The 21,765-nt window shown below is 49.1% G+C and carries 18 protein-coding genes; 1 reads left to right on the top strand and 17 read right to left on the bottom strand.

The annotated features are described in order from the left end of the window. Window positions 1-63: 63 nt before the first annotated feature. From SY83_RS16650 to SY83_RS16590, 13 genes are all read right to left on the bottom strand, one after another. Entirely contained in the window at window positions 64-1,668 is a 1,605-nt protein-coding gene (locus tag SY83_RS16650) for a PucR family transcriptional regulator (protein WP_068608550.1), read from the bottom strand. Window positions 1,669-1,774: 106 nt separating this feature from the next. Continuing rightward, window positions 1,775-2,326 carry a chromate transporter gene (locus tag SY83_RS16645; RefSeq protein ID WP_068608549.1) on the bottom strand — a complete coding sequence of 184 codons (552 nt, stop codon included), beginning with the start codon at window positions 2,324-2,326 and terminating at the stop codon, window positions 1,775-1,777. A gap of 19 nt (window positions 2,327-2,345) precedes the next feature. Then, window positions 2,346-3,941 carry a gamma-glutamyltransferase gene (ggt, locus tag SY83_RS16640; protein ID WP_068608547.1) on the bottom strand — a complete coding sequence of 532 codons (1,596 nt, stop codon included), beginning with the start codon at window positions 3,939-3,941 and terminating at the stop codon, window positions 2,346-2,348. A gap of 132 nt (window positions 3,942-4,073) precedes the next feature. Beyond that, window positions 4,074-10,307 (bottom strand): alpha-helical endospore appendage domain-containing protein, encoded by a 6,234-nt coding sequence (locus SY83_RS16635; protein WP_068608544.1) that lies wholly within the window; start codon window positions 10,305-10,307, stop codon window positions 4,074-4,076. Window positions 10,308-10,335: 28 nt separating this feature from the next. Next, entirely contained in the window at window positions 10,336-12,282 is a 1,947-nt protein-coding gene (locus tag SY83_RS16630; RefSeq protein WP_068608542.1) for a glycosyltransferase, read from the bottom strand. Continuing rightward, window positions 12,266-12,574 carry a hypothetical protein gene (locus SY83_RS16625; protein WP_068608540.1) on the bottom strand — a complete coding sequence of 103 codons (309 nt, stop codon included), beginning with the start codon at window positions 12,572-12,574 and terminating at the stop codon, window positions 12,266-12,268. The genes SY83_RS16630 and SY83_RS16625 overlap by 17 nt, the downstream gene beginning before the upstream one ends. Then, window positions 12,571-12,891: an alpha-helical endospore appendage domain-containing protein gene (locus SY83_RS16620; RefSeq protein ID WP_157279876.1), complete on the bottom strand. Its 321-nt coding sequence runs from the start codon at window positions 12,889-12,891 to the stop codon at window positions 12,571-12,573. Before SY83_RS16620 ends, SY83_RS16625 begins: the two co-directional genes overlap by 4 nt. Continuing rightward, entirely contained in the window at window positions 12,857-13,186 is a 330-nt protein-coding gene (locus tag SY83_RS16615; RefSeq protein ID WP_068608537.1) for an alpha-helical endospore appendage domain-containing protein, read from the bottom strand. Before SY83_RS16615 ends, SY83_RS16620 begins: the two co-directional genes overlap by 35 nt. A gap of 41 nt (window positions 13,187-13,227) precedes the next feature. Then, complete coding sequence (locus tag SY83_RS16610; RefSeq protein ID WP_231891280.1) at window positions 13,228-13,929, bottom strand: glycosyltransferase family 2 protein; 702 nt, start codon at window positions 13,927-13,929, stop codon at window positions 13,228-13,230. 129 nt (window positions 13,930-14,058) lie between these two features. Then, a complete protein-coding gene (locus SY83_RS16605) occupies window positions 14,059-14,280 on the bottom strand; it encodes a hypothetical protein (protein ID WP_068611156.1) in 222 nt (73 codons plus the stop codon). Window positions 14,281-14,285: 5 nt separating this feature from the next. Continuing rightward, entirely contained in the window at window positions 14,286-14,939 is a 654-nt protein-coding gene (locus SY83_RS16600; RefSeq protein WP_068608535.1) for an HD domain-containing protein, read from the bottom strand. Between the two features lie 69 nt (window positions 14,940-15,008). Beyond that, a complete protein-coding gene (locus tag SY83_RS16595) occupies window positions 15,009-15,989 on the bottom strand; it encodes an aldo/keto reductase (protein WP_068608533.1) in 981 nt (326 codons plus the stop codon). A gap of 60 nt (window positions 15,990-16,049) precedes the next feature. Continuing rightward, window positions 16,050-16,931 carry a sugar phosphate isomerase/epimerase family protein gene (locus SY83_RS16590; protein WP_068608531.1) on the bottom strand — a complete coding sequence of 294 codons (882 nt, stop codon included), beginning with the start codon at window positions 16,929-16,931 and terminating at the stop codon, window positions 16,050-16,052. A gap of 189 nt (window positions 16,932-17,120) precedes the next feature. Here SY83_RS16590 and SY83_RS16585 point away from each other — a divergent pair, with 189 nt between their 5' ends. Beyond that, entirely contained in the window at window positions 17,121-18,020 is a 900-nt protein-coding gene (locus SY83_RS16585; RefSeq protein WP_082882582.1) for a hypothetical protein, read from the top strand. Window positions 18,021-18,079: 59 nt separating this feature from the next. Here the strand turns inward: SY83_RS16585 and SY83_RS16580 are convergent, their stop codons facing one another. The 4 genes from SY83_RS16580 to SY83_RS16565 all read right to left on the bottom strand — a co-directional run bounded on the left by SY83_RS16580 (window position 18,080) and on the right by SY83_RS16565 (window position 21,662). Then, the gene (locus SY83_RS16580) at window positions 18,080-19,093 is read right to left on the bottom strand and encodes an acyltransferase family protein (protein ID WP_068608530.1); all 1,014 of its coding nucleotides are present in this window, start codon (window positions 19,091-19,093) and stop codon (window positions 18,080-18,082) included. Between the two features lie 88 nt (window positions 19,094-19,181). Continuing rightward, the gene (locus tag SY83_RS16575) at window positions 19,182-19,829 is read right to left on the bottom strand and encodes a cell wall hydrolase (RefSeq protein WP_068608528.1); all 648 of its coding nucleotides are present in this window, start codon (window positions 19,827-19,829) and stop codon (window positions 19,182-19,184) included. A 107-nt stretch (window positions 19,830-19,936) separates the two neighbouring features. Then, window positions 19,937-20,425, bottom strand: a complete 489-nt coding sequence (locus SY83_RS16570) for a glycosyl-4,4'-diaponeurosporenoate acyltransferase CrtO family protein (RefSeq protein ID WP_082882581.1) — start codon at window positions 20,423-20,425, stop codon at window positions 19,937-19,939. 25 nt (window positions 20,426-20,450) lie between these two features. Continuing rightward, window positions 20,451-21,662, bottom strand: a complete 1,212-nt coding sequence (locus SY83_RS16565) for a glycosyltransferase family 2 protein (RefSeq protein ID WP_197479877.1) — start codon at window positions 21,660-21,662, stop codon at window positions 20,451-20,453. Window positions 21,663-21,765 lie beyond the last annotated feature (103 nt).

Here is a 21,765-nt window from a genome sequence, read left to right as displayed (position 1 = left end):
GCTATGCGCCTCCTCTGACTTATGAGAAAGCCGGGAACCTGATGGCCCCGGCTAAATATATCGTTAAATATAATCAGAACGCACCGAGTCCCTCTGCAACATACTGCGAAACAAGAATGCCATTTTCAGGCGCATCAAATCATTGATGTTCTTGAAATCCACATCCAGCATTTCACTCAGCTTTTCAATACGGTATGTGGCCGTATTCCGGTGAATAAATAACTTCTTGGCTGTTTCATTCAGTTGTCCGTCACATTCCAGATAAGTTTCCAAAGTCCGCAACATCTCGAAGACATAATCCGGATCCTTGCTGAGCAACCCTCCCAACCAACGATCGCAGAAGGTTTGCATCTTCTCTCTGGAGACACCTTCAAATATCATGGCGACATCAAGCATTTCGAATGGGACAATACTCCCTCCGATCTTCCACTCGAGGGACAGACGCTGGGTTTCACGGCATTCACCGTAGGCTTCGTGTAGTTGCTTCGGCAACTTTTTGCGTGAGGATATGGCGACCTTGGCTTGCATCTTGTCTTGAAAACGTACGGTGTCCAAGCAGGCAGCGATGGCTTGTTCCAGATATCCGCTCTCGGCTTCCGGCGGTTCTGGATAAATGGACAGAACACCTTCCTCCAATATGGTATGTGTACCCTTCAAATCTTGGATTCTGGCATGGCTAATATACTCAGCTTTCATTCTTCGGATATTTTCGGTGCGGGCCGGGCCGGTTGTCATACTCGGAAAGTCCGTCAGAACACAACGATACGATTTATGCAGCCACTCCATCTCCCAGCGCTCCGCGTAATCCATGAGGGTTTCCAGGGGGAGTCCGTTCTTCAGATATCTTTTGATCAGCAAGCTAAAGTCCTTCTGTACCGAATGTTCAAAATAATCTTCATAATTAAAGTTCATATGATAGGATAAAATTTCTGCCGCCTGCACATATAATCCCTCTTCAATGGATGAAAGGAAGGATTGGTTGTTAAAGAAGTATACAGCGCCTGTAGCCTGATCATCCTTCATTAATGGGACACGAAATGCTTGACCGTCTGCTTGCTTGGTCCATTTCTTATGGGGAGGCCATGGCCATTGTTGCAACAATTGTTGATCTGCCATAGTGGAGGAATTATAAATCATTTGACCGCGGGAGCCGACAATGGCCATAGGATAACCGATTACATTCGCAATGGCGTCAAACATCTCTCGGATATGATTGGAACGTAGGGCGAATTGCATGAGACGAACTTGCTTATCCAGCACTTCCTGCAGTAAGCTTGTGCTTTTCTTAATCTCAGCTTGAAACAGCCCGTTCATCTGGTCGGAGAAGGTAAAGGGATATGGCAATTCAATCAAGGGGAAGCCCATCCGATCAGCACATGTAATTAAGTCCTCAGGAATGGATTCCCAGAACCGTCCTAACTTAATGCCCAGTCCTGAAGATCCCCCTTTATTTAACTGTTGCAAGAGATTCACAGCATCATCCGGATTATCCTTAATTAAGTAAGCTGTCGTGAACAGCATCTCGCCTTCTTTGATCCATTCCGAAATATCAGGGGCATCCATTACATTGATGGACTTGACGATTCGATTGACACCGGCAGCCCCGGCCACCAGCTTACCTTGAGATAAAGGATATACGGATAAAGCTTGCTCCACAGTCAAATGCATGATTGCCACCTCCGGCCACATTCCAAACAATGGATATGTAATGTTTAATAACATTTTAATGGAGGAATCATATAATTGACAATGGTTATGTTAGGTATTATTACATTTATGCGGTTCTTAAAAATATTCCACCGAATACCAAGGCAAACAAGATGCCCCACACCGGATTGACATTATAAAATTGAACCATAACAAAATAAACAAATGCGATGAGCAACGGCAAAAAGGGAAATAAGCCGGAGACCGGTTTCACGGCGTATTTGACGAAATCGTACGCCAACATAGCTAACATGACAAAGATAACCGGTTGTATACCTCGAATCATTCCTTTAATAATCGGATTGTCCTGCATTTTCATCATGACACCGGATAAAGCAACCATTAATAAAGCTGTAGGCAAAACAACGGCGGTTAACGCAACGGCAGCACCCGCCCAACCGGATACTTTGAACCCAATATAGGCTGCAAGTTTCGTCGCGATCGGTCCAGGCAACGCATTCCCGAACGCCAGCGCCTTGCCAAACTCTTCCGTTGTTAGCCACCCATATCTGGCTACTACCTGATTTTCATAGAGCGGAATGATGGAAGGACCTCCCCCGTATCCCAATAAAGTGGCCGTTCCGAATGAAATAAATAATTGCCACAATAAACCTAACATCGAATAATTCCACTCCCTTCTACCAACCTATGACACTCCCGTCCCCGCGAGGATCAGCCGCACCGATCATAGCGCCGTCTGAGCTCACTTGAATGCCTTGCGATTGTCCCATCATGCCATCCCAATTTCCGACTCGTTCTACTGCGTGCCCCCAAGTTGCTAACTCTTGGGTAATTTCTTCTGGTATGCGTCCTTCCAATTTCAACGTGTCCCCGGAATCTCCCCAGGTTCGTCCGTACACCCATCGGGGCTTACGAATCGCTTCATCAATGTTCAAGCCATAATCCAACACAGCTGTCACAATGGACAGTTGGGTCTGGGGTTGCCCTTCCCCGCCTTGGGTTCCGTAAAGCAGATAAGGTTTACCGTTTCGGGAAGCCATGGCAGGCATCAATGTATGAAACGAACGTTTGCCCGGTTCTAATACATTCGGGTGGGAAGCGTCTAACGAGAAGAAAGACCCTCTGTTTTGCATAACAACTCCTGTGCTCCCTGCGCTGTAAGCCGACCCAAAATCATAATAAAGACTCTGGATGAAGGAAACCGCATTGCCTTGTGAATCCATAACCGCTGCGTATGCGGTATCCTGACCCATAGCAGGGGACATAAACGAAGCGGCTTGAGGCGCTTCAAGACGGATGCTGTTCAACTGCTGTAAGGCATAGGATTTGGAAAGAAGCATCTCTAACGGAATGTTCCGGAAGCCAGGGTCTGTTAAATAGGCGTCGCGATCGGCGAAAGCTCGTTTGGTAACTTCCGTCATGAGATGATAATACAGCGCGGATTCTCTGGGAATTTGACTTAGATTAATATGTTCTAACATGTTCATCATCATTAATGCACTAAAGCCCTGTGAGTTTGGAGGCAATTGGTACAGCTCGTAATCCCGGTACGATGTACTAAGCGGTACAACCCATTCTCCTTGATGTGAAATGAAATCTTCTGAGGTTAACAAGCCTTTGTCGTTCTGAATAGCCTGGGTGATGGACTGCATGATTTTGCCTGTATAAAAAGTTTCCCTGCCCTCAGCTTGAATAACTGTTAAGGTCGCAGCCAGATCAGCTTGAATCAGACGGTCCCCTTCTTTCAACGGCCGCCCTTGCGGATAATAAAGTCCGTTTAGTTTCGGGTCGGCATGAAGAGCTTCTGAACTGCGGGTAATCCAGTGCTCCAGGTTTCGGGATACGGGAATACCTTGCTTGGCATAACGTACGGCTGGCTCCAGTAATTTTTCCCAAGATACAGAGCCATAACGCTCCGACACCGCATGCCAAGCATCAACCATCCCTGGAACGGTAATCGCGCTATCAATGCCTCTTTGCGGAATCGATGTCAGCCCTCTATTCGTATAATAATCTCGATTTAACTGAGCGCCCGAGCGCCCGCTGCCATTGTACGCGGTATACATACCTGTTTCGGCTGAGTACATCAGGAAGAAGGCATCGCCGCCTAAACCGGTCATATGAGGATAGGTAACAGCAAGAGCAGCACTTATGGCAACGGCAGCATCGAACGCATTACCACCCTCTTGAAGGATAGCGCTGCCCACGGCCGTGGCCATATAATGGGGTGAGGTAACCATGGCTTGATATGATTTGAGTGTGACATTATGCATGCGATTCCCTCCAACGTTCATTTGTGTTCATTGTAGGCAATGGGATATCACCCCTCAATCCATGCATAACATGTTTGGCAAAATACATAGACCTTAACCGATTTCTTGTGGATGATGCATGTGCTCTGAGCGTTAACTTAATCGGATGATGGTTAAAGCGGCCCCGGCTCCACCGCTTAATAAGGTGGCTGTACCAATTAAACCGAAAAACTGCAGAGATATGGTTGAATTCGCCGGTAAGGTAACGATAACATCACTGTTGTAGGAGGAAACACTTAAGGTAGGCGTAACCGTAGAAGCCGTGTTGGCTGCACCGTTAATCAGCAATCGCGTTCCTGTGAGGAGAGAGGCTGTTGTATTTATGCGATACGTGATGTAATACCTGCCGGCTGTAGTTGCGGTAAATACGGTATTAGCACCGTTTACGGTAATGCCTGTTCCTATATTTTGTTCATTGGGCAAGGGGATGTTCGTGCCTCCAAGCAAAACACCTATTGCCGATCCTGTTGTATTTGCTGCGAAAGAAGAGGTTGCTGTTGTTCCGGTTCCAGTAATTCCTGTTACGCCTGTTTCACCGGTCGTTCCTGTGGTGCCTGTTGCTCCTGTAGCCCCGGTTGCACCTGTGACTCCGGTTACTCCTGTTGCTCCTGTTACTCCGGTCAGTCCTGTTTCGCCTGTAATTCCAGTTGGTCCTGTTGGTCCTGTTGGTCCTGTTTCTCCAGTCGGTCCTGTTGCTCCGGTTGCTCCCGTCTCACCTGTTGTGCCCGTTATTCCTGTTGCTCCTGTAATTCCAGTTGCTCCAGTCGGTCCTGTTGCTCCGGTTGCTCCCGTCTCACCTATTGCACCCGTGACTCCTGTGAACCCTATTAATCCAGTCGGTCCTGTTGCTCCTGTTTCACCTGTTGCTCCTGTAATTCCAGTTGCTCCAGAGACTCCTGTGATGCCGGTGATTCCAGTTGCACCTGTAATTCCTGTGGATCCTGTAATTCCAGTTGCTCCAGTTGGTCCTGTTGCTCCGGTTGCTCCCGTTACTCCTGTAATTCCAGTTGCTCCAGTTGGTCCTGTTGCTCCGGTTGCTCCCGTTACTCCTGTAATCCCAGTTGCTCCAGTCGGTCCTGTAACTCCTGTAACTCCTGTTGCCCCTATAGCACCTGTCTCACCTGTTACTCCAGAGACTCCTGTGATTCCTGTGATTCCAGTCAGTCCTGTTTCGCCTGTGATTCCTGTTGGTCCTGTTGTGCCCGTTATTCCTGTTGCTCCTGTCACTCCTGTTATTCCTGTTGCACCAGTAACACCAGTTGTTCCTGTAGCTCCGGTCTCACCCGTTGCTCCTGTTATTCCAGTTGCTCCAGTCGGTCCTGTTGCTCCCGTCTCACCTATTGCACCCGTGACTCCTGTGAACCCTGTTAATCCAGTCGGCCCTGTTGCTCCTGTTTCACCTGTTGCACCCGTAGCTCCTGTAATTCCAGTTATTCCAGTCGGTCCTGTAACTCCTGTAACTCCTGTAACTCCTGTTGCCCCTGTGGCTCCTGTCTCACCTGTTGCTCCAGAGACTCCTGTGATGCCGGTAATTCCAGTTGCACCTATAGCTCCCGTCTCACCTGTTGTACCTGTGACTCCAGTTACTCCTGTTGCTCCTGTTATTCCAGTCAGTCCTGCTTCGCCTGTAATTCCTGTTGGTCCTGTCACTCCTGTTATTCCTGTTGCTCCGATCTCACCCGTTGCTCCTGTAATTCCAGTTGCTCCAGTCGGTCCTGTTGCTCCGGTTGCTCCCGTCTCACCTATTGCTCCCGTGACTCCTGTGAACCCTGTTAATCCAGTCGGCCCTGTTGCTCCTGTTGCTCCTGTTTCACCTGTTGCACCAGTAGCTCCCGTCTCACCTGTTGTACCTGTGACTCCGTTTACACCTGTTGCTCCTGTTATTCCAGTCAGTCCTGTTTCGCCTGTGATTCCTGTTGCTCCTGTTGTGCCTGTGATTCCTGTTGGTCCTATTGTGCCCGTTATTCCTGTTGCTCCTGTCACTCCTGTTATTCCTGTTGCTCCGATCTCACCCGTTGCTCCTGTGGATCCTGTGATTCCAGTCGGCCCTGTTGCTCCCGTCTCACCTGCTGCACCCGTGAACCCTGTGTTTCCAGTTATTCCAGTTACTCCTGTTGTTCCTGTTTCGCCTGTAGCCCCTGTAGCTCCTGTTGCTCCTGTCGATCCTGTGGATCCTGTGGATCCTGTGATTCCGGTGATTCCAGTTGAACCTGTAGCTCCCGTGGCTCCGGTGAATCCAGTTGCTCCAGTCAGTCCTGTTGCTCCCGTTGCTCCTGTTGCTCCGGTTGCTCCCGTCTCACCTATTGCACCCGTGGATCCTGTTTCTCCTGTTAATCCAGTCGGTCCTGTAACTCCTGTAACTCCTGTTGCCCCTGTAGCCCCTGTAGCTCCTGTCTCACCTGTTACTCCAGAGACTCCTGTAATGCCGGTGATTCCAGTTGCCCCTGTAGCTCCCGTCTCACCTGTTGTACCTGTGACTCCAGTTACTCCTGTTGCTCCTGTTATTCCAGTCAGTCCTGTCTCGCCTGTGATTCCTGTAGGTCCTGATGTGCCCGTTATTCCTGTTGCTCCTGTCACTCCTGTTATTCCTGTTATTCCTGTTGCACCAGTAACACCAGTTGTTCCTGTAGCTCCGGTCTCACCCGTTGCTCCTGTAATTCCAGTTGCTCCCGTCTCACCTATCGCACCTGTGACTCCTGTGAACCCTGTTAATCCAGTCGGTCCTATAACTCCTGTAACTCCTGTTGCCCCTGTCTCACCTGTTACTCCAGAGACTCCTGTGATTCCGGTAATTCCAGTTGCCCCTGTAGCTCCCGTCTCACCTGTTGTACCTGTGACTCCATTCAGTCCTGTTTCGCCTGTGATTCCTGTTGGTCCTGTTGCTCCTGTAATTCCGGCGATTCCAGTTGCTCCTGTTGCTCCCGTGGTTCCGTTGAAACCAGTTGTTCCAGTCGGTCCTGTTGCTCCTGTTGCTCCCGTAGTTCCCGTAGCTCCTGTAATTCCAGTTGCTCCAGTCGGTCCCGTTGCTCCTGTTGCTCCGGTTGCTCCCGTCTCACCTATTGCACCCGTAAATCCTGTTGCTCCTGTTAATCCAGTCGGTCCTGTAACTCCTGTAACTCCTGTAACTCCTGTAACTCCTGTTGCCCCTGTAGCTCCTGTCTCACCTGTTGCTCCAGAGACTCCTGTGATGCCGGTGATTCCAGTTGCACCTGTAGCTCCGGTCTCACCCGTTGCTCCTGTAATTCCAGTTGCTCCGGTCTCACCCGTTGCTCCTGTAATTCCAGTTGCTCCCGTCTCACCTATCGCACCCGTGACTCCTGTGAACCCTGTTAATCCAGTCGGTCCTATAACTCCTGTAACTCCTGTTACCCCTGTCTCACCTGTTACTCCAGAGACTCCTGTGATTCCGGTGATTCCAGTTGCCCCTGTAGCTCCCGTCTCACCTGTTGTACCTGTGACTCCAGTCAGTCCTGTTTCGCCTGTGATTCCTGTTGGTCCTGTTGCTCCTGTTGCTCCTGTAATTCCGGCGATTCCAGTTGCCCCTGTAGCTCCCGTCTCACCTGTTGTACCTGTGACTCCAGTCAGTCCTGTTTCGCCTGTGATTCCTGTTGGTCCTGTTGCTCCTGTTGCTCCTGTAATTCCGGCGATTCCAGTTGCACCTGTAGCTCCCGTGGTTCCGATGAATCCAGTTGTTCCAGTCGGTCCTGTTGCTCCCGTAGTTCCCGTAGCTCCTGTAATTCCAGTTGCTCCAGTCGGTCCCGTTGCTCCTATTGCTCCGGTTGCTCCCGTCTCACCTATCGCACCCGTGACTCCAGTGAACCCTGTTAATCCAGTCGGTCCTGTAACTCCTGTAACTCCTGTTGCTCCTGTCTCACCTGTTACTCCAGAGACTCCTGTGATTCCGGTGATTCCAGTTGCACCTGTAACTCCCGTCTCACCTGTTGTACCTGTGACACCGGTTACTCCTGTTGCTCCTGTTATTCCAGTCAGTCCTGTAATTCCAGTTGCTCCTGTCGGTCCCGTTGCTCCTGTTGCTCCGGTTGCTCCCGTCTCACCTATCGCACCCGTGGATCCTGTTTCTCCTGTTAATCCAGTCGGCCCTGTTGCTCCAGTTGCACCCGTTATTCCTGTAATCCCAGTTGCTCCAGTCGGTCCTGTAACTCCTGTAACTCCTGTAGTTCCTGTCTCACCTGTTACTCCAGAGACTCCTGTGATTCCGGTGATTCCAGTTGCACCTGTAGCTCCCGTCTCACCTGTTGTACCTGTGACTCCGGTTACTCCTGTTGCTCCTGTTATTCCAATCTGTCCTGTTTCGCCTGTGATTCCTGTTGCTCCTGTCGATCCTGTGATTCCAGTTGAACCTGTAGCTCCCGTGGCTCCAATGAATCCAGTTGCTCCTGTTGCTCCCGTCTCACCTATTGCACCCGTGAATCCTGTCGCTCCTGTTAATCCAGTCGGTCCTGTAACTCCTGTAACTCCTGTTGCTCCTGTCTCACCTGTTACTCCAGAGACTCCTGTGATTCCGGTGATTCCAGTTGCACCTGTAACTCCCGTCTCACCTGTTGTACCTGTGACACCGGTTACTCCTGTTGCTCCTGTTATTCCAGTCAGTCCTGTTTCGCCTGTGATTCCTGTTGGACCTGTTATTCCTGTTATTCCTGTTGCTCCTGTTATTCCTGTTGCTCCTGTGGATCCTGTTATTCCAGTTGAACCTGTAGCTCCCGTGGCTCCGGTGAGTCCAGTTGTTCCAGTCGGCCCTGCTTCTCCTGTAGCTCCTGTCTCACCTGTTACACCAGTGACACCTATTATTCCGGTGATTCCAGTTGCACCTGTAGGTCCCGTGGTTCCGGTGAATCCAGTTGTTCCAGTCGGCCCTGTTGCTCCGGTTGCTCCCGTAGCTCCTGTATTCCCAGTTGTTCCAGTCGGCCCTGTTGCTCCGGTTGCTCCCGTAGCTCCTGTATTCCCAGTTGCTACAGTCGGTCCTGTTGCTCCGGTTGCTCCCGTGGATCCTGTGAACCCTGTTAATCCAGTCGGCCCCACTATTCCTGTTGCCCCTGTCACACCTGTTGTACCGGTTGTTCCTGAGATACCCGTCGCCCCTGTGTTTCCTGTTGCTCCAGTCACCCCTGTTACACCGGTTGCTCCTGTCTCTCCAATTGCACCCGTGGCTCCGGTGAATCCAATAGCTCCAGTCGGTCCTGTTTCGCCTGTTGTTCCTGTAGTCCCAGTCGGACCAGTTGCTCCTGTTACTCCGGCCGCCCCCACTGACCCGGTTGCACCTGTGACTCCGGTAATTCCCGTTGCGCCGCTTACTCCAGTAACTCCTGTAGCTCCATTACCCGTTGCTCCTGTTGCTCCTGTTACCCCAGCCGCCCCAACTGACCCGGTTGCACCTGTGATCCCGGTACTTCCGGTTACCCCGGTCATCCCTGCTCCCGTGGCACCCGTCACTCCGGCTGGTCCCACAGGGCCGGCAGCACCTGTTGTCCCAGTTACCCCAGTTACCCCCGTCATTCCTGTACCCGTGGCACCCGTCACTCCGGCTGGTCCCACAGGGCCAGTCGCACCTGTCATTCCAGTTATCCCAGTTATCCCAGTTATCCCAGTTATCCCAGTTACCCCCGTCATTCCTGTTCCCGTGGCACCCGTCACTCCGCCTGGTCCCACAGGGCCGGCATCACCTGTTGTCCCAGTTACCCCCGTTATCCCTGCTCCAGTTGCTCCCGTGGCGCCTGTGACACCCGGCAATCCCACTGGCCCGATCGGCCCACCAGGACCAATGGGTCCAATCGGTCCTATCGGTCCCGCCGGCCCCAATGGTCCCGTTGGACCCACTTCTCCCGTCGCTCCAGCACTCCCCTCTTTCCCCGTGACGCCTGTCGGCCCCCTATGACCTGGCTCTCCCCGGCATCCTTTCTCTCCAGGTTTATCCGTCCCTCCTGTAACCCCAGTCGCCCCAGTAGGTCCAGCAGGTCCAGTCGGCCCCTTCACACCCTCAACGCTCAACAATTGCCTAACCAACAGCACAAAAGCCGGATCCAACTGATCCGGCAACAAGATGGTATTATCCATTAATCCTTGCAGGATCAACTCATGTTGAATGACTTGATCCAACGCTTCTTTCACACTGCGATCTGCAGCTTTAATATCACATAATGAGGCTCGAGGCCCTTTCACCCCGGGCAACGTTCCCAACAAATATTGTATTTTCTCCGCCTCAGCTTGCAATAATTGTCCTACACCCATCTCACCCATAGCTAAAGAAGACAATAACAAACTTATAATCTCTTCTTTGGTTCGTTCCCGAGGTTCCCCTGAATGGTCCATTCTAATCTCTCCAGTATCATTCTAGCAGTTAAGAACACTCATTCGGCTTTTTCTCATACCCTAACTCCGCAAAATACTTCTGGTTAAATACCATACTCGGATGTTCCGGCTGAAAAGAACAAGCTTGCAGATGGTGCGAATAAGCCGAAACACGGTCACCCATCCGGTCATAGCACACACATAATTGCAGGTAAGGAAGCCAGGTGTACGATGCGTGATCCACCAACCCAAGAATCGACTCCGTATTACAGGTTAGCGCGGTTTTAAACCAAGTCACCGCCGAAACATAATCCTCCTGTTCCATAAATACAGCGCCCAGAGCACAACAAGCATCCGGTCGGGGGTGACCATGTTCAAAGGAACGGAGCAAAGCCTTCTTTTGCATATAACGATTACCCTGTTGACCATAACAATTCGCCTGTTTAATACAAGCGCCAATGACGTCTTCCAGCCATCCTCTACCGTCCAGCAGGAACCGCTCATACCACTCCGCAGCTTCATCCCAATATCCATGATCCTTCAACTCATTAGCAAAGTAGTACATATCCCTTGGGGAAAGCTCCGCGCCTTTAGCTAAATGTGAGCGGTATAACCGTAGATTCCGATCCGTATACGATTTATCTTTCTGATGGGTGACGGCAATGTCACTTTGGAGCGTCTGTCCCGACACCATCAGACATTCATGCACAAATCCTTCCCACCGGAAGCCTTTGTTCCGCTTAACCAATCGATTGCGACACAGACTGTGCGTCACATTCCCCTGTTGATCGAATGCCAGATGCGTATGCATCAGGACACTGTCAACATCTCTGGAGAGTGTATTTGTCAACTTGCGAAATAGACCCCGGTCCTTTTCCTTCAAATAATCATCCGCATCCAGCCAAAGAATATATTCTTGTGTAGCTTGCTGAAATGCGTAATTCCGGGCCGCTGCAAAATCATCAATCCATTCAAACTCAAACACTCGAGCACCATATCGTTTAGCCACCTCAACCGTTTGGTCTGTCGAACCGGTATCCACAATAATGAGTTCGTCGACTACATCACAGACCGATTCCAGGCATCGCGGGAGGATATTCTCTTCATTTTTCACAATCATACATAGACTAACCGTTATCCCGTCTCGCCCTGCCTCCGATTTACAACATGCAACATAGTCCTCAACACCGTCTAAATCCTGTTCACGATAGAGATGATAAGCCGGATAAGTGCTGTCGACATATAACTTAAATCCCAAAGCAGCCGCTCGTATGCAGAAGTGCCGGTCCTCTCCCCAGAAGGAAACATTCGGTAATTTAGTAAAGGTAATGACAGAGTCCAGAACGTTTTTGCTCAAAAGAGTGCATGCGCCAAGACCGCCCACTTCATAGATACCAGGTTCCCGAAGTTGTTGAAGAAAGGTTTGGACCTCCATATCTTCTGAAGAACTTTCATGAAATAGAGGCTTACTATGAAACATCCGGTAATCGTCCTCCAGCCATACTTGCGGCAGTTCCGGACTTTCCGGGGACCACTGGGTCCAGAATATATTAGCTATAATGTCACGATTCCCTGAAATCAATTTTTGCAAAGTATAGGGATGAAGCACAAGATCCGAATCAACAAGAAATAAATAATCGTAACCCCCTTGCCTCGCCGCTTCCAGAATTTGATTCTTCATTTCAGCGACTTTCCAAACAAGGGTGTGTGTCCAATAATGTGATTTTTCATTACGCAGGTAAGGTTCCGTGCTTTCATTTCTCGAACATGTTACCCGATTGTGTTTAGTCGCGAATTGTTCAAGCATTAGACGTGATTTCTCAGCATCGTTGTTATCTACAAAATAATAGCTCAACACCCAATCCTTACATTCAAGCATAGCCAAAGAATCCAGAAAGAAGCCCAGGATTTCCGGCGTTTGTCGGACTGCGCTTCCGATTAGAATGCGTTTACCTTTAATTCTATGCAAATCATCTTGATCATCGACGATTGTCATTATCATGCTCCTCCTTCTGCAGAGGACGGATCCAGCGCGCTCTTTTGGCCTTAATGAGAATCAATGGCTTGCTCCCATGACCTTGTTGGTTGAGATAGGCATATTTCTCCTGATAACCCGAGACGTTCACCTGGCTGTACAGATGTTTTGTAATCTGCCTTAATTGTTCTACGGAGAGTTGGATTGAAGACGACATGGAAGCACAAGTGTCTTGCATAAGCGCCAGACTGTGTAAAACCTCTACCACAGCAGCTTGCAAAGCAATATTATTACGTGATGATCCAGAGTTCATAACGGACCCCCGTGATGTTTAGCCAACCGTTCGCAGATCTCCAGTGTTCGCACAAGAAGCCGTTGTTGCTGGAGCAGTCCATCCAGAATAAGCGCTACATGACGTTGAAGTTCAATCATTTCTTCATGAGATGGTGATGCGGGAAAAGTACCCTTGTCCCCGATGAACAGATTCAGTTTCTCCGCTTCTGCGCGTATAAACAGAGCTATCGCTTTCTCCTGAGAAGCAACAGCACCCAGAATATCGTTAATGGCATCGTCGGAACCCGGTTCGTCTAACCCGCTATTCTTCATCTCCGCATTCATCTCCATAGGCATATCTGCCGCACTCCGTAAGCTGTAAAATACGGTCAAGCTGACGAAGGGCAAGCCATTGTTTCATAATCATGCTGTCCAGAAAATGAAGTGTGGTATGAGAAAGTTGTAATGTACCTCCGCAATGACCGTCAAAGTCCTTATGTTCCAAGAAATATAAGATCTTTTCGGCTTCGGCGTTCATTAAATTAGCGGTAGCCATCTCTCCCTTGGCTATCGCGCCAATCAGAAGGTTTACAGCCTGCCCTTTGCTCTCAAGCAGATTAGGGATAACGTTCGGGAATAAGGATTGTGACATGAAATCTCCCCTCCTGAGGACATGCATGGGTCGAGTCATGATTAAATAGAATCTGACCATTTCATTAATGAAGGATTTGGGTCCAGAATGGATTCGTACTGCTCTAGCCAGCCATAACGGCCGTCCGGATCCAGTTCCATGTACCTTTTATATTTCAATTGACGATCTGTAAGCCGTGACCATCCCCAATGCTGCACCCGAAGTTTGGAACACAGGTAAGGCTGTTCTCCCACATTGGTAGGAAATCGTCCACAATGTTGAGGGGTTTTTTTCCAATAATAAGAATAATCCGTCTGATATTTATGCAAAAAAGGGCGATACGTTCGATGCGCCTGCCAATAGGCATCTTCGCGATAGGAACAATCATTCCACATATCATAAAGTCGGAAATAATACACTTGGGGCTGGTGATTTTCCATAAGCATGGAAACTTCATCCCTAAAAGAATCCTCAAAGGTTTCATCAGCATCCATATTCAGAATCCATTCCGGTCGACTGTTTACCGTAGCGGCCCATTGCTGCATTCTTAGTTGAACTTCATTGTGAAAACAGGAGGTATCATTGCGAATTATAGTCAATGGAATTCCCGCAAGCTTTTCCATACATAGCTGCACCGTTTCATCGGTACTTGCGTCATCTATGATGATCGCTTCATCAATATAGGCTCGATGCTTCTCGAGTACTTTACCTAGGTAACGGTCTTGTTCATTCCTGACGATCATGGATAATGTGAGCTTGGGCACAGGTATACACCCTCAATACGTAGATTCTGACATATTAAACGTATGCCCTGTAACCTTCTAATATGCAGTTGACAACGAACAGTCACAAAAAAAACCGAATGCCAATGCACCCGGTTTCCGATTATGTTATTATTCGTTTCCACGCTTAAAGTTGCCAGTAGCTTTGGCCATCATCAGTTGAGCTTCCCTAAAGTCAGCACTTCCGATTCTCGACATAAACTTGTTACTTTCTTTACCTGTTAGGATCGTGACCTGTTTACCATGGAAAGAAATGATGACTTTCTGATCTTTCGTTATTCTGTATGTAAATTGCTCTTCATCCAACCGGTCCAGTCGTGCCACCCCCGAAATGAATATTACCTCTTCCCTTCCCACTCTTCATAAAATTGCTCCAAATACTGTTCCATAAAAGCATGTCGTTCACCGGCCAATTGCAATCCGTAATTTGTATTCATTAGTGCTTTCAGGCGTAAAAGTTTCTCATAAAAATGATTAATGGCCGTATCTTTTCCGTTACGGTACTCTTCGGGTGTCATTTCATCGCGCGGGGTGAGATTAGGATCATGTAAAGGACTCCCTTTCCAGCCGGTATAAGCAAACACTCGGGCAATCCCAATTGCGCCGATCGCATCCAACCGATCCGCGTCCTGCACTACTCTGCCTTCTAGAGTACGCACCGCGGGGCGGTTTCCTCCTTTAAAGGACATGGTTCGTATGATTTCCATCACATGATCTACCGCATCCGAATCCACACCTTCGTTATGCATCCAGCGGATCATCTCGGCTTCCGCCTCGGCCACATCAGGAACCAATTTCTCATCGGCCATATCATGCAACAGTGCCGCTAATTCACAAATATATGAATCCGCGCCCTCTTCGAGAGCAATTCTTAAAGCTGTATTGGCTACCCGAAACGTATGCCATGCATCATGCCCGGAGCTGTCTTCACCCAATTTAGCGATGACCCATTCCCTCGCGTTGCTCAATATGTGCTGATTCTTCTCAGCCATGATTTCAACCTTCCTTCCTAACAAAACAAACCCACCGCAAACGTTGCGGTCGGCTTGTTCATTTAATCATTAAGGTAAACGTACTCCCCTTGAACTTACATATAATGTGTACCATTCATCGCGGGACAACTGTACCCGCTCTGCATCGGCACAAGCACGAATCCGTTCCGGATTCACAGTCCCGATAACAGGCTGGATTTGGGCGGGATGCTTCATGAGCCAAGCAAGTACAATCGCTTCTCGGGTTACGCCTTTATCAGCCGCCATGCGTCCAACCAATTCAGCCGTATCATGAATGGATTTCGGTTGATCCACCAAAGGTTTGCCGGAAAAGACGCCTTGTGCTAACGGGCCCCAAGCCTGAATCTGGATATTCTCTAAGCGGCAATATTCCAAGGTGCCTTCTGGAAAGATGTCACCCGCGGCAGCCTCTTGGTTTAAATGAACGCCTGCGTTTAAAAAACCAACTTTAGCCAAGCTCATTTCCAATTGATTTACCACAATCGGTTCCTTGATGTAGTGCTGTAGCAATTGAATTTGCGCAGCGCTCATATTGGAGACCCCGAAATGCTTAACTTTACCGGAAGTTTTCAAGTAATTAAATACACTGGCCACTTCTTCCGGTTCGACTAAAGGATCCGGTCTGTGCAACAACAGAATATCCAAATAATCAACGCCTAAACGAGATAAGATGCCGTCAACGCTGTTGCGGATATGCTGTTCGGAGAAGTCAAACCGACCCGGGAGTCCGCTCTCTTCTTCCGCAAAACGAATACCGCATTTGGACTGAATAATCATCTTTTCCCTAAGCTCCGGGCGTTCCTTTAATACTTGTCCGAACACTTTCTCCGCTTTGCCGGCTGTGTAAATATCCGCGTGATCAAAAAAATTAATCCCAATGGAAAGCGCGGCTTCCACAGCTTCATGAGCTTGTTTAACGTGCTCCTCGGTAATTGGAGATTGCCTATTCCAATCCCCTCCCAGACCCATACAGCCCAGAATCAATCGACTTGTATCCAGTCCCCGTTGTTGTAAAGGTAAAGTGGCCATGCGGATCTCAACTCCCATAAAAGATGTATGCATACGTTTATATATCACGGTTACAGTGTACTACATGCCACTCCATGACTTCAAATCGGAACCTCTCGTCAGACGGATTCCGAGAGGTGTCCGCAACTCGTTCACCGCTATGGCTCGAAGCTTGGCAAGCGACGTCCAAGGATCCGCATCACCCAGATAGGTCAGAGATAACACTCCGTCAAAGTCTGCCCCTTTGGTGAGCCTCAGACACTGACTGAAATCCTCTGTATCCATCTCTCCGTTCGGATGCAGCTTCATCTTGGCATGTACCGTGTCAGCTATAGGAAGTACTTGTTCCAGTTGGTCTAAATGGTTCTTCTTAAAATTACCGTAATCCGCTGTAAATCCTAATTGGTCTTCACACGTATTGATTAATGCTAGGCAATAATCGGCTGTAGATAGCAGTTCACCGTTATTTTCCGTCACTACTTGTACGCCTTTATTTAATCCGTAGCTAATTAAGGAACGCATCGCTTCGGATGCTCTTTGCAGCGCTTCCTGATCCTCCTGTGCGGATTCCCCGCCGATGACTCGAACTCGTAATGCTCCCAACTTGGAGGCATAATCGATCCACGAGCGTATCCAACGAATATCAGCCTCTCTTCGCTCAACATCGGTGTGAGAGATGTCGCCATAGTCCAATAGAATGGAAGCCATCTCAATACCCGCCTCCTCATAAGCCTTACGAATTTGCAGTAAAGCTTCATCGGTCGTGGACGGGATATGGGCGTAGGAAAGCTCGACGGCATGATACCCTTTTTCCGCAAGACTCGCCGGCCATTCATTCCATTGGATATGGGCGGGTTGATCCTCCGGCTGAGAGACAATCTCCTTCTTTTCTTCATTCCATTCCACCAGCTTTAAGGGACCTAAATGACGTTCAAACGTCCAAGAATTGACGGACCATTTCATGGGCTTGTCCTCCTTAGTATTCAAGTTTATGTATCCTTCTTTAACCCAAAAACATGGAATTGATTGAACGATTTCAGATCATGCCAATCATTTACATTCCATTGTGCCCTTCAGACAGTTATGTTAGTTTAGTACATAAACCTCTTCTAAAGTAGAAGATTCACAACACTTGGAAAGGATGGATACGAATTGTCTATTGAACAAAAACGTTGTTTATTTTGCGAAAAAATTGTATATGCGAAGGTTGCGGAAGATCACTACGTGTTTCGGGATTGTTACTGTGCCCCGGATGCCGCTTATGAAATGGGAGCTGCCTGTTATGAGCCTTTCAATACGTTAATACATAGCCGTAAACGCGAGCTGTTTCCGCTGCTCTCCGGCTATATCCGGGAACACACCGATACAGGACATCCTGTACGCATCACGGTCGATGATTTGGATCACATCGTTAAATCACCTATGGTGCCCCTAACCTTAGAAACAAAAGGAGAGAAACTGCTCCAATTTCTGCACAGGCATGCAAACGGTCCGAATGAACCGGTCATCCTTCATCAGTTGACGCATAGCTTTAACCTGACTTACTCTCCAAATATGCAGGAGTTTGTCTATATACTAGAGATGCTTAAGACTGATATGTTGCTGGATCGGGTAGGGCCTACCATAAAGTTGACGGAAAAAGGTTGGAGAGCCGCCTTAGCGAGTCTTCAAAGCGAAAATCTGAAGCATTGCTGTGTTCTGGTCACATCCGATAAGGAAACCCAACATTTATGGTCCTCATCCATCATTCCTGCTGTCGAGCAGTGTGGATACTTAGCTCAATATCCGGAATTTACCCCTTCCGGGGACGCCTTGGAAGAGGTCATGCGCGCCATAGACCGCAGTGAATTGGTTATAGCCGATCTAAACCCTGACTCGGACTTGGTTTATTTCGCTTCAGGTTATACCAAAGGAAAGCAGATGCCGATCATCTGGACTATTCATCAGGATGCCGTACCTGAGCTGCAGAGAGAAGTTTCGGGTATGCGCCCGATCGTTTGGTCATCCCCTGAAGAGCTTTCATCCCTGTTGCAACATAAATTAATGAAATAAGAGAAACAAAAAAACCTGTGTGTGCAGGTTTTTTTTGTTGTTCGACATAACTTAATCAACTAGATCTGCTTAGGTTTACTTGGTGAAGATCCAGAAACGACACGCATTAACATTTCCAATGGACCTTTATATCCTTTCGCAGCCCATAAGTTCGTTGCTATTAAAGCAAAAATGATGTATGCCAATGATATCAACATGGCCTGGCCAAAATGGAATTGATATTGGTGCGACAACCATGTGTATAACAAAGCATGAATGACATAAATGGTTAGCGGCATTCCGCCGGCCACGTTAAAGGGAGCGAGCCATTGGGAAATACGTCCCGTGGATCTGCCGACTGAGAGACAACCTGACAGTACCAGAAAGCACCATCCCACCGTACTTACATTAGCTGCAATCCAATCCCAAATCCCTTTAAGCTCAATCACCTGAATACTGCCGTTAACCCACCACAGATAGATCCATCCCGGTAAAGTCAATCCAGCTCCGATGACCGCTACTTTACTAATGGCACTTTTAACGTTCAAATTCATTCGACCTATAACCATGCCTATTACAAAGTAACCGATCTGTGAAATAACAATGAATATGGAGAAGATCGTTTTAGCATCATGTTCTGTCGCTTCGGCATAGGGTAACGGAGACGCCAACAAGACGCATGTTAATATGACCAGCACAACGGTCGGTAGTCTTACCAACACGACAGCGAATAAGAACATAATCCCGTAAATACATAAAACCATGTCACTCCAGCCGGCTACAAGAAGCAGTACGCCCAATACCAATAAATAGGCTGCTCTCTTCACTAACACAAGCCCGCCTATGCTCTTCCGTGAGACCAGCAAAGAAATCCCGACACCGGCGAGCATGATAAACAAAGGTCTTGCTCTGTTTGCAAAAATCACCTGTATCCAGTAAGCCCAAGCCGGATCTTTAGGCCAAGGCACCTCCGCATCAAGAGCTCTCTCCTGCGGAAGCATGACCAAATCCGTGGCGGCGTGCACTAAAATCATTCCTAATATAGCAACGAAACGGGCAAAATCTATGCCAAGCAGACGTGGTTTAGACAACATCGTGGACTCTCCATTCTTCGGAAAACCGTAGTATAGTCCTATTCTATCGTTGATTTTGTTCAAAAAAAGAGCGCACAGCGCTCTTCTTCTAAACGGCAAATATATGTCGACCGATTTTCACAGTTTGTTTTCGACTCCAGATCCACTTGGATGTCGCGGTTTCCGGATTAAAATAATACAACGCGTTGTATGTGGGATCCCACCCGCGTACCGCATCCATTGCGGCCAGATAGGCATCGTTATCAGGAATCAGCTTATATTGCCCGTCATGCACGGCTGTAAAAGCCCAGGGCTGAAAAATAACACCGGATACGCTCTTGGGAAACAAAGGCGATGCCAGACGGTTCATCACAACCGCGCCAACCGCGACTTGACCTTTATGGGGTTCACCGCGAGCTTCAGAGTGAATAATCTTCGCCAGTTGATCCATTTCGTATTTGTTCACGGATTTCTTCTTCAATACCGACCATGTTCCGGGACCCGCGATTCCGTCAACACGTAAACCGGATTTGGCCTGAAACGTCTCTACGGCCTTCGTGGTTACCGTACCGTAATAACCTGTAACTCGTTCTTTAAAGATGCCTAATGACTTTAATCTGTACTGTAAATCCGGCACATCATTCGCCGTGCTTCCGTAAGTCAATGTTGCGGGTGCCGCCGCTTCGACCGTAGTCGTAAGGGGAATGCTCGTAAATCCTAACATCGCAATCATCATAACCCAAATCTGTCTTCTCATGGTGTAGCAACCTCTCCTTAGTTGTTTTGAAGAACATAAAGATGTCCGCCGCGCTACCGATTGTATCACAAGCCTGTGGGATGCGGAAGGTAAGAAGAGGAAGTACATTATTTTTCCATTCTGAGCTTAACCAGTCTGTTAAACCGAATCCGATTATATCGTTGGGCTACAATGCAAGGAAGATTGATGACAATCGCATAGAAAATCATGATCATTCCGGTTACGCTGTCACTCCACAAAAAGAAGACAGGTGCGGGCAGCATCGCAAGGAAGTGGGCCAATTCACCCCGTCGGGTCTCAATTACGAATCTTCTGAAGTAATCCTTATGATTACCGCGCATTTCCTTCTTGGCGAAGCCGTCCCTGAACAACCTGCTGCCGTCAGGAAGCTTGCTTTTCCACATCTTCACAAGTAAGTAACGTTCATACCAAAGCCCATTCTGTTCAAAAGAATAAACTCGTGTAAACAGCCGGCTGCGCTCGAAATAAGCCACAGGAATTCGGGTACAAGCATACGCCGTCCCCATCTGAATCACATACCAAACCGCCACATCCAACAGGATGGTCCAAAAGGTGGGCAACACCCAGATCCTCACTGCATCCCCTCCTTCCAGCTTCGAATTATTCGTGACGGGTAGTTTCGTTTCCAGGATATGTTTCAGCCACTTTACCATTCGTGTTCAGAGTTCTGCCTTTCCAACGAACACGCCGTCTAAAGAACGTTAAGAAAACAGAGTTTGCGAATAACAGAATAAAGCCCGTTACCGGAATGGGAAACAAGATTGCGGTGATAACGTTAAAATTACCGACACTTCGCATTTGCTTGAACAAGGTTATCGCAAATAACAGGTATACCAGTCCGAAGCTCCATTGCATATCCAGTGTTTGCGTATACAGAAATTGAATCCCCGCAGTTACCGCCTGCACAGACAACGCTGCAAGACCGGCGATCCACAATACAATCGCCGCAAGCAATCCACGCCGCAGGCTCACGGCCCCGCCGGCGAAGTTCTTGCTCCAGCCTTCGGCTAAAGCAGCCAATCCGTCCGGATACATCCGGAACGATACCGTGCCTTGCCCGCCGAACAGGCGGAGCCCCAGACCCGCGGCTTGGAAGCGCCGCCCCAAGGCGAAGGTCTCCAGCACCTCGCCCCGCACAGCCCCGTGCCCGCCCAGACGAACGTAGTCGTCCCGGCTGCACACCGCGCAAGGCCCGAACGCGCCAGACGGGCGCATCTTCGGGCCGAGCATCGTCGCCGCGCCCATGGAAGCGGCGACAACGAGATTGAACACGGCGGAGAGCTGCTCGTACGGCCGAATCACCGTGTGATACGGCTGTACGGCGAGCATCCCGCCGTGGCGGCGGTAGGCGGACGCCAGCTTCGCCAGGGCGTCCGGGGCGAGGCGCGTGTCGGCGTCCAGAAACAGGAGCAAGCGGCTGCGCGCCTGCTCTGCTCCCGTGTGACACGCCCACGCCTTGCCCTGCCATCCCGGCGGCAAAGCGTCCGCCCGGATGACCCGCGCGCCCGCGGCTGCAGCCAACGCCGCGGTACGGTCGGTCGAACTGTCGTCGACGACCAACACCTCGGCGGCAGAGCATTGTTGCGCGCGGATGGTGCGCAGCAATTCACCAATGTTGCGCTCCTCGTTTCGCGCGGGAATAATGATGGTGATATCCGCAGATTTATCGTGGGCAGCGTGGTCAGAGTCCGCAAAATCAGCCGATGCTAAATAAGTGCCGGATGTATACTCATGTTCCGTAAGTACGGGTAATCTCCAGAGCAGGAACAGGCCGCTGAGCCAACCGGAGAGGATAATCAACAAGTCCAACAAACTAAACACCCCCCCTGTTCACAATCAGTACAAAGATTAATAGTTATAGTTTACCATTTCTGTGGTAATAAAAGATAATAGGCATAGGCATTCTATGCATGCT

Origin of the sequence: Paenibacillus swuensis (assembly GCF_001644605.1) — a bacterium.
Classification (GTDB): Bacteria; Bacillota; Bacilli; order Paenibacillales; family DY6; genus Paenibacillus_N; species Paenibacillus_N swuensis.
Note: the sequence above shows the minus strand (reverse complement) of the source record. Positions and strands in the feature narration are given on the sequence as shown.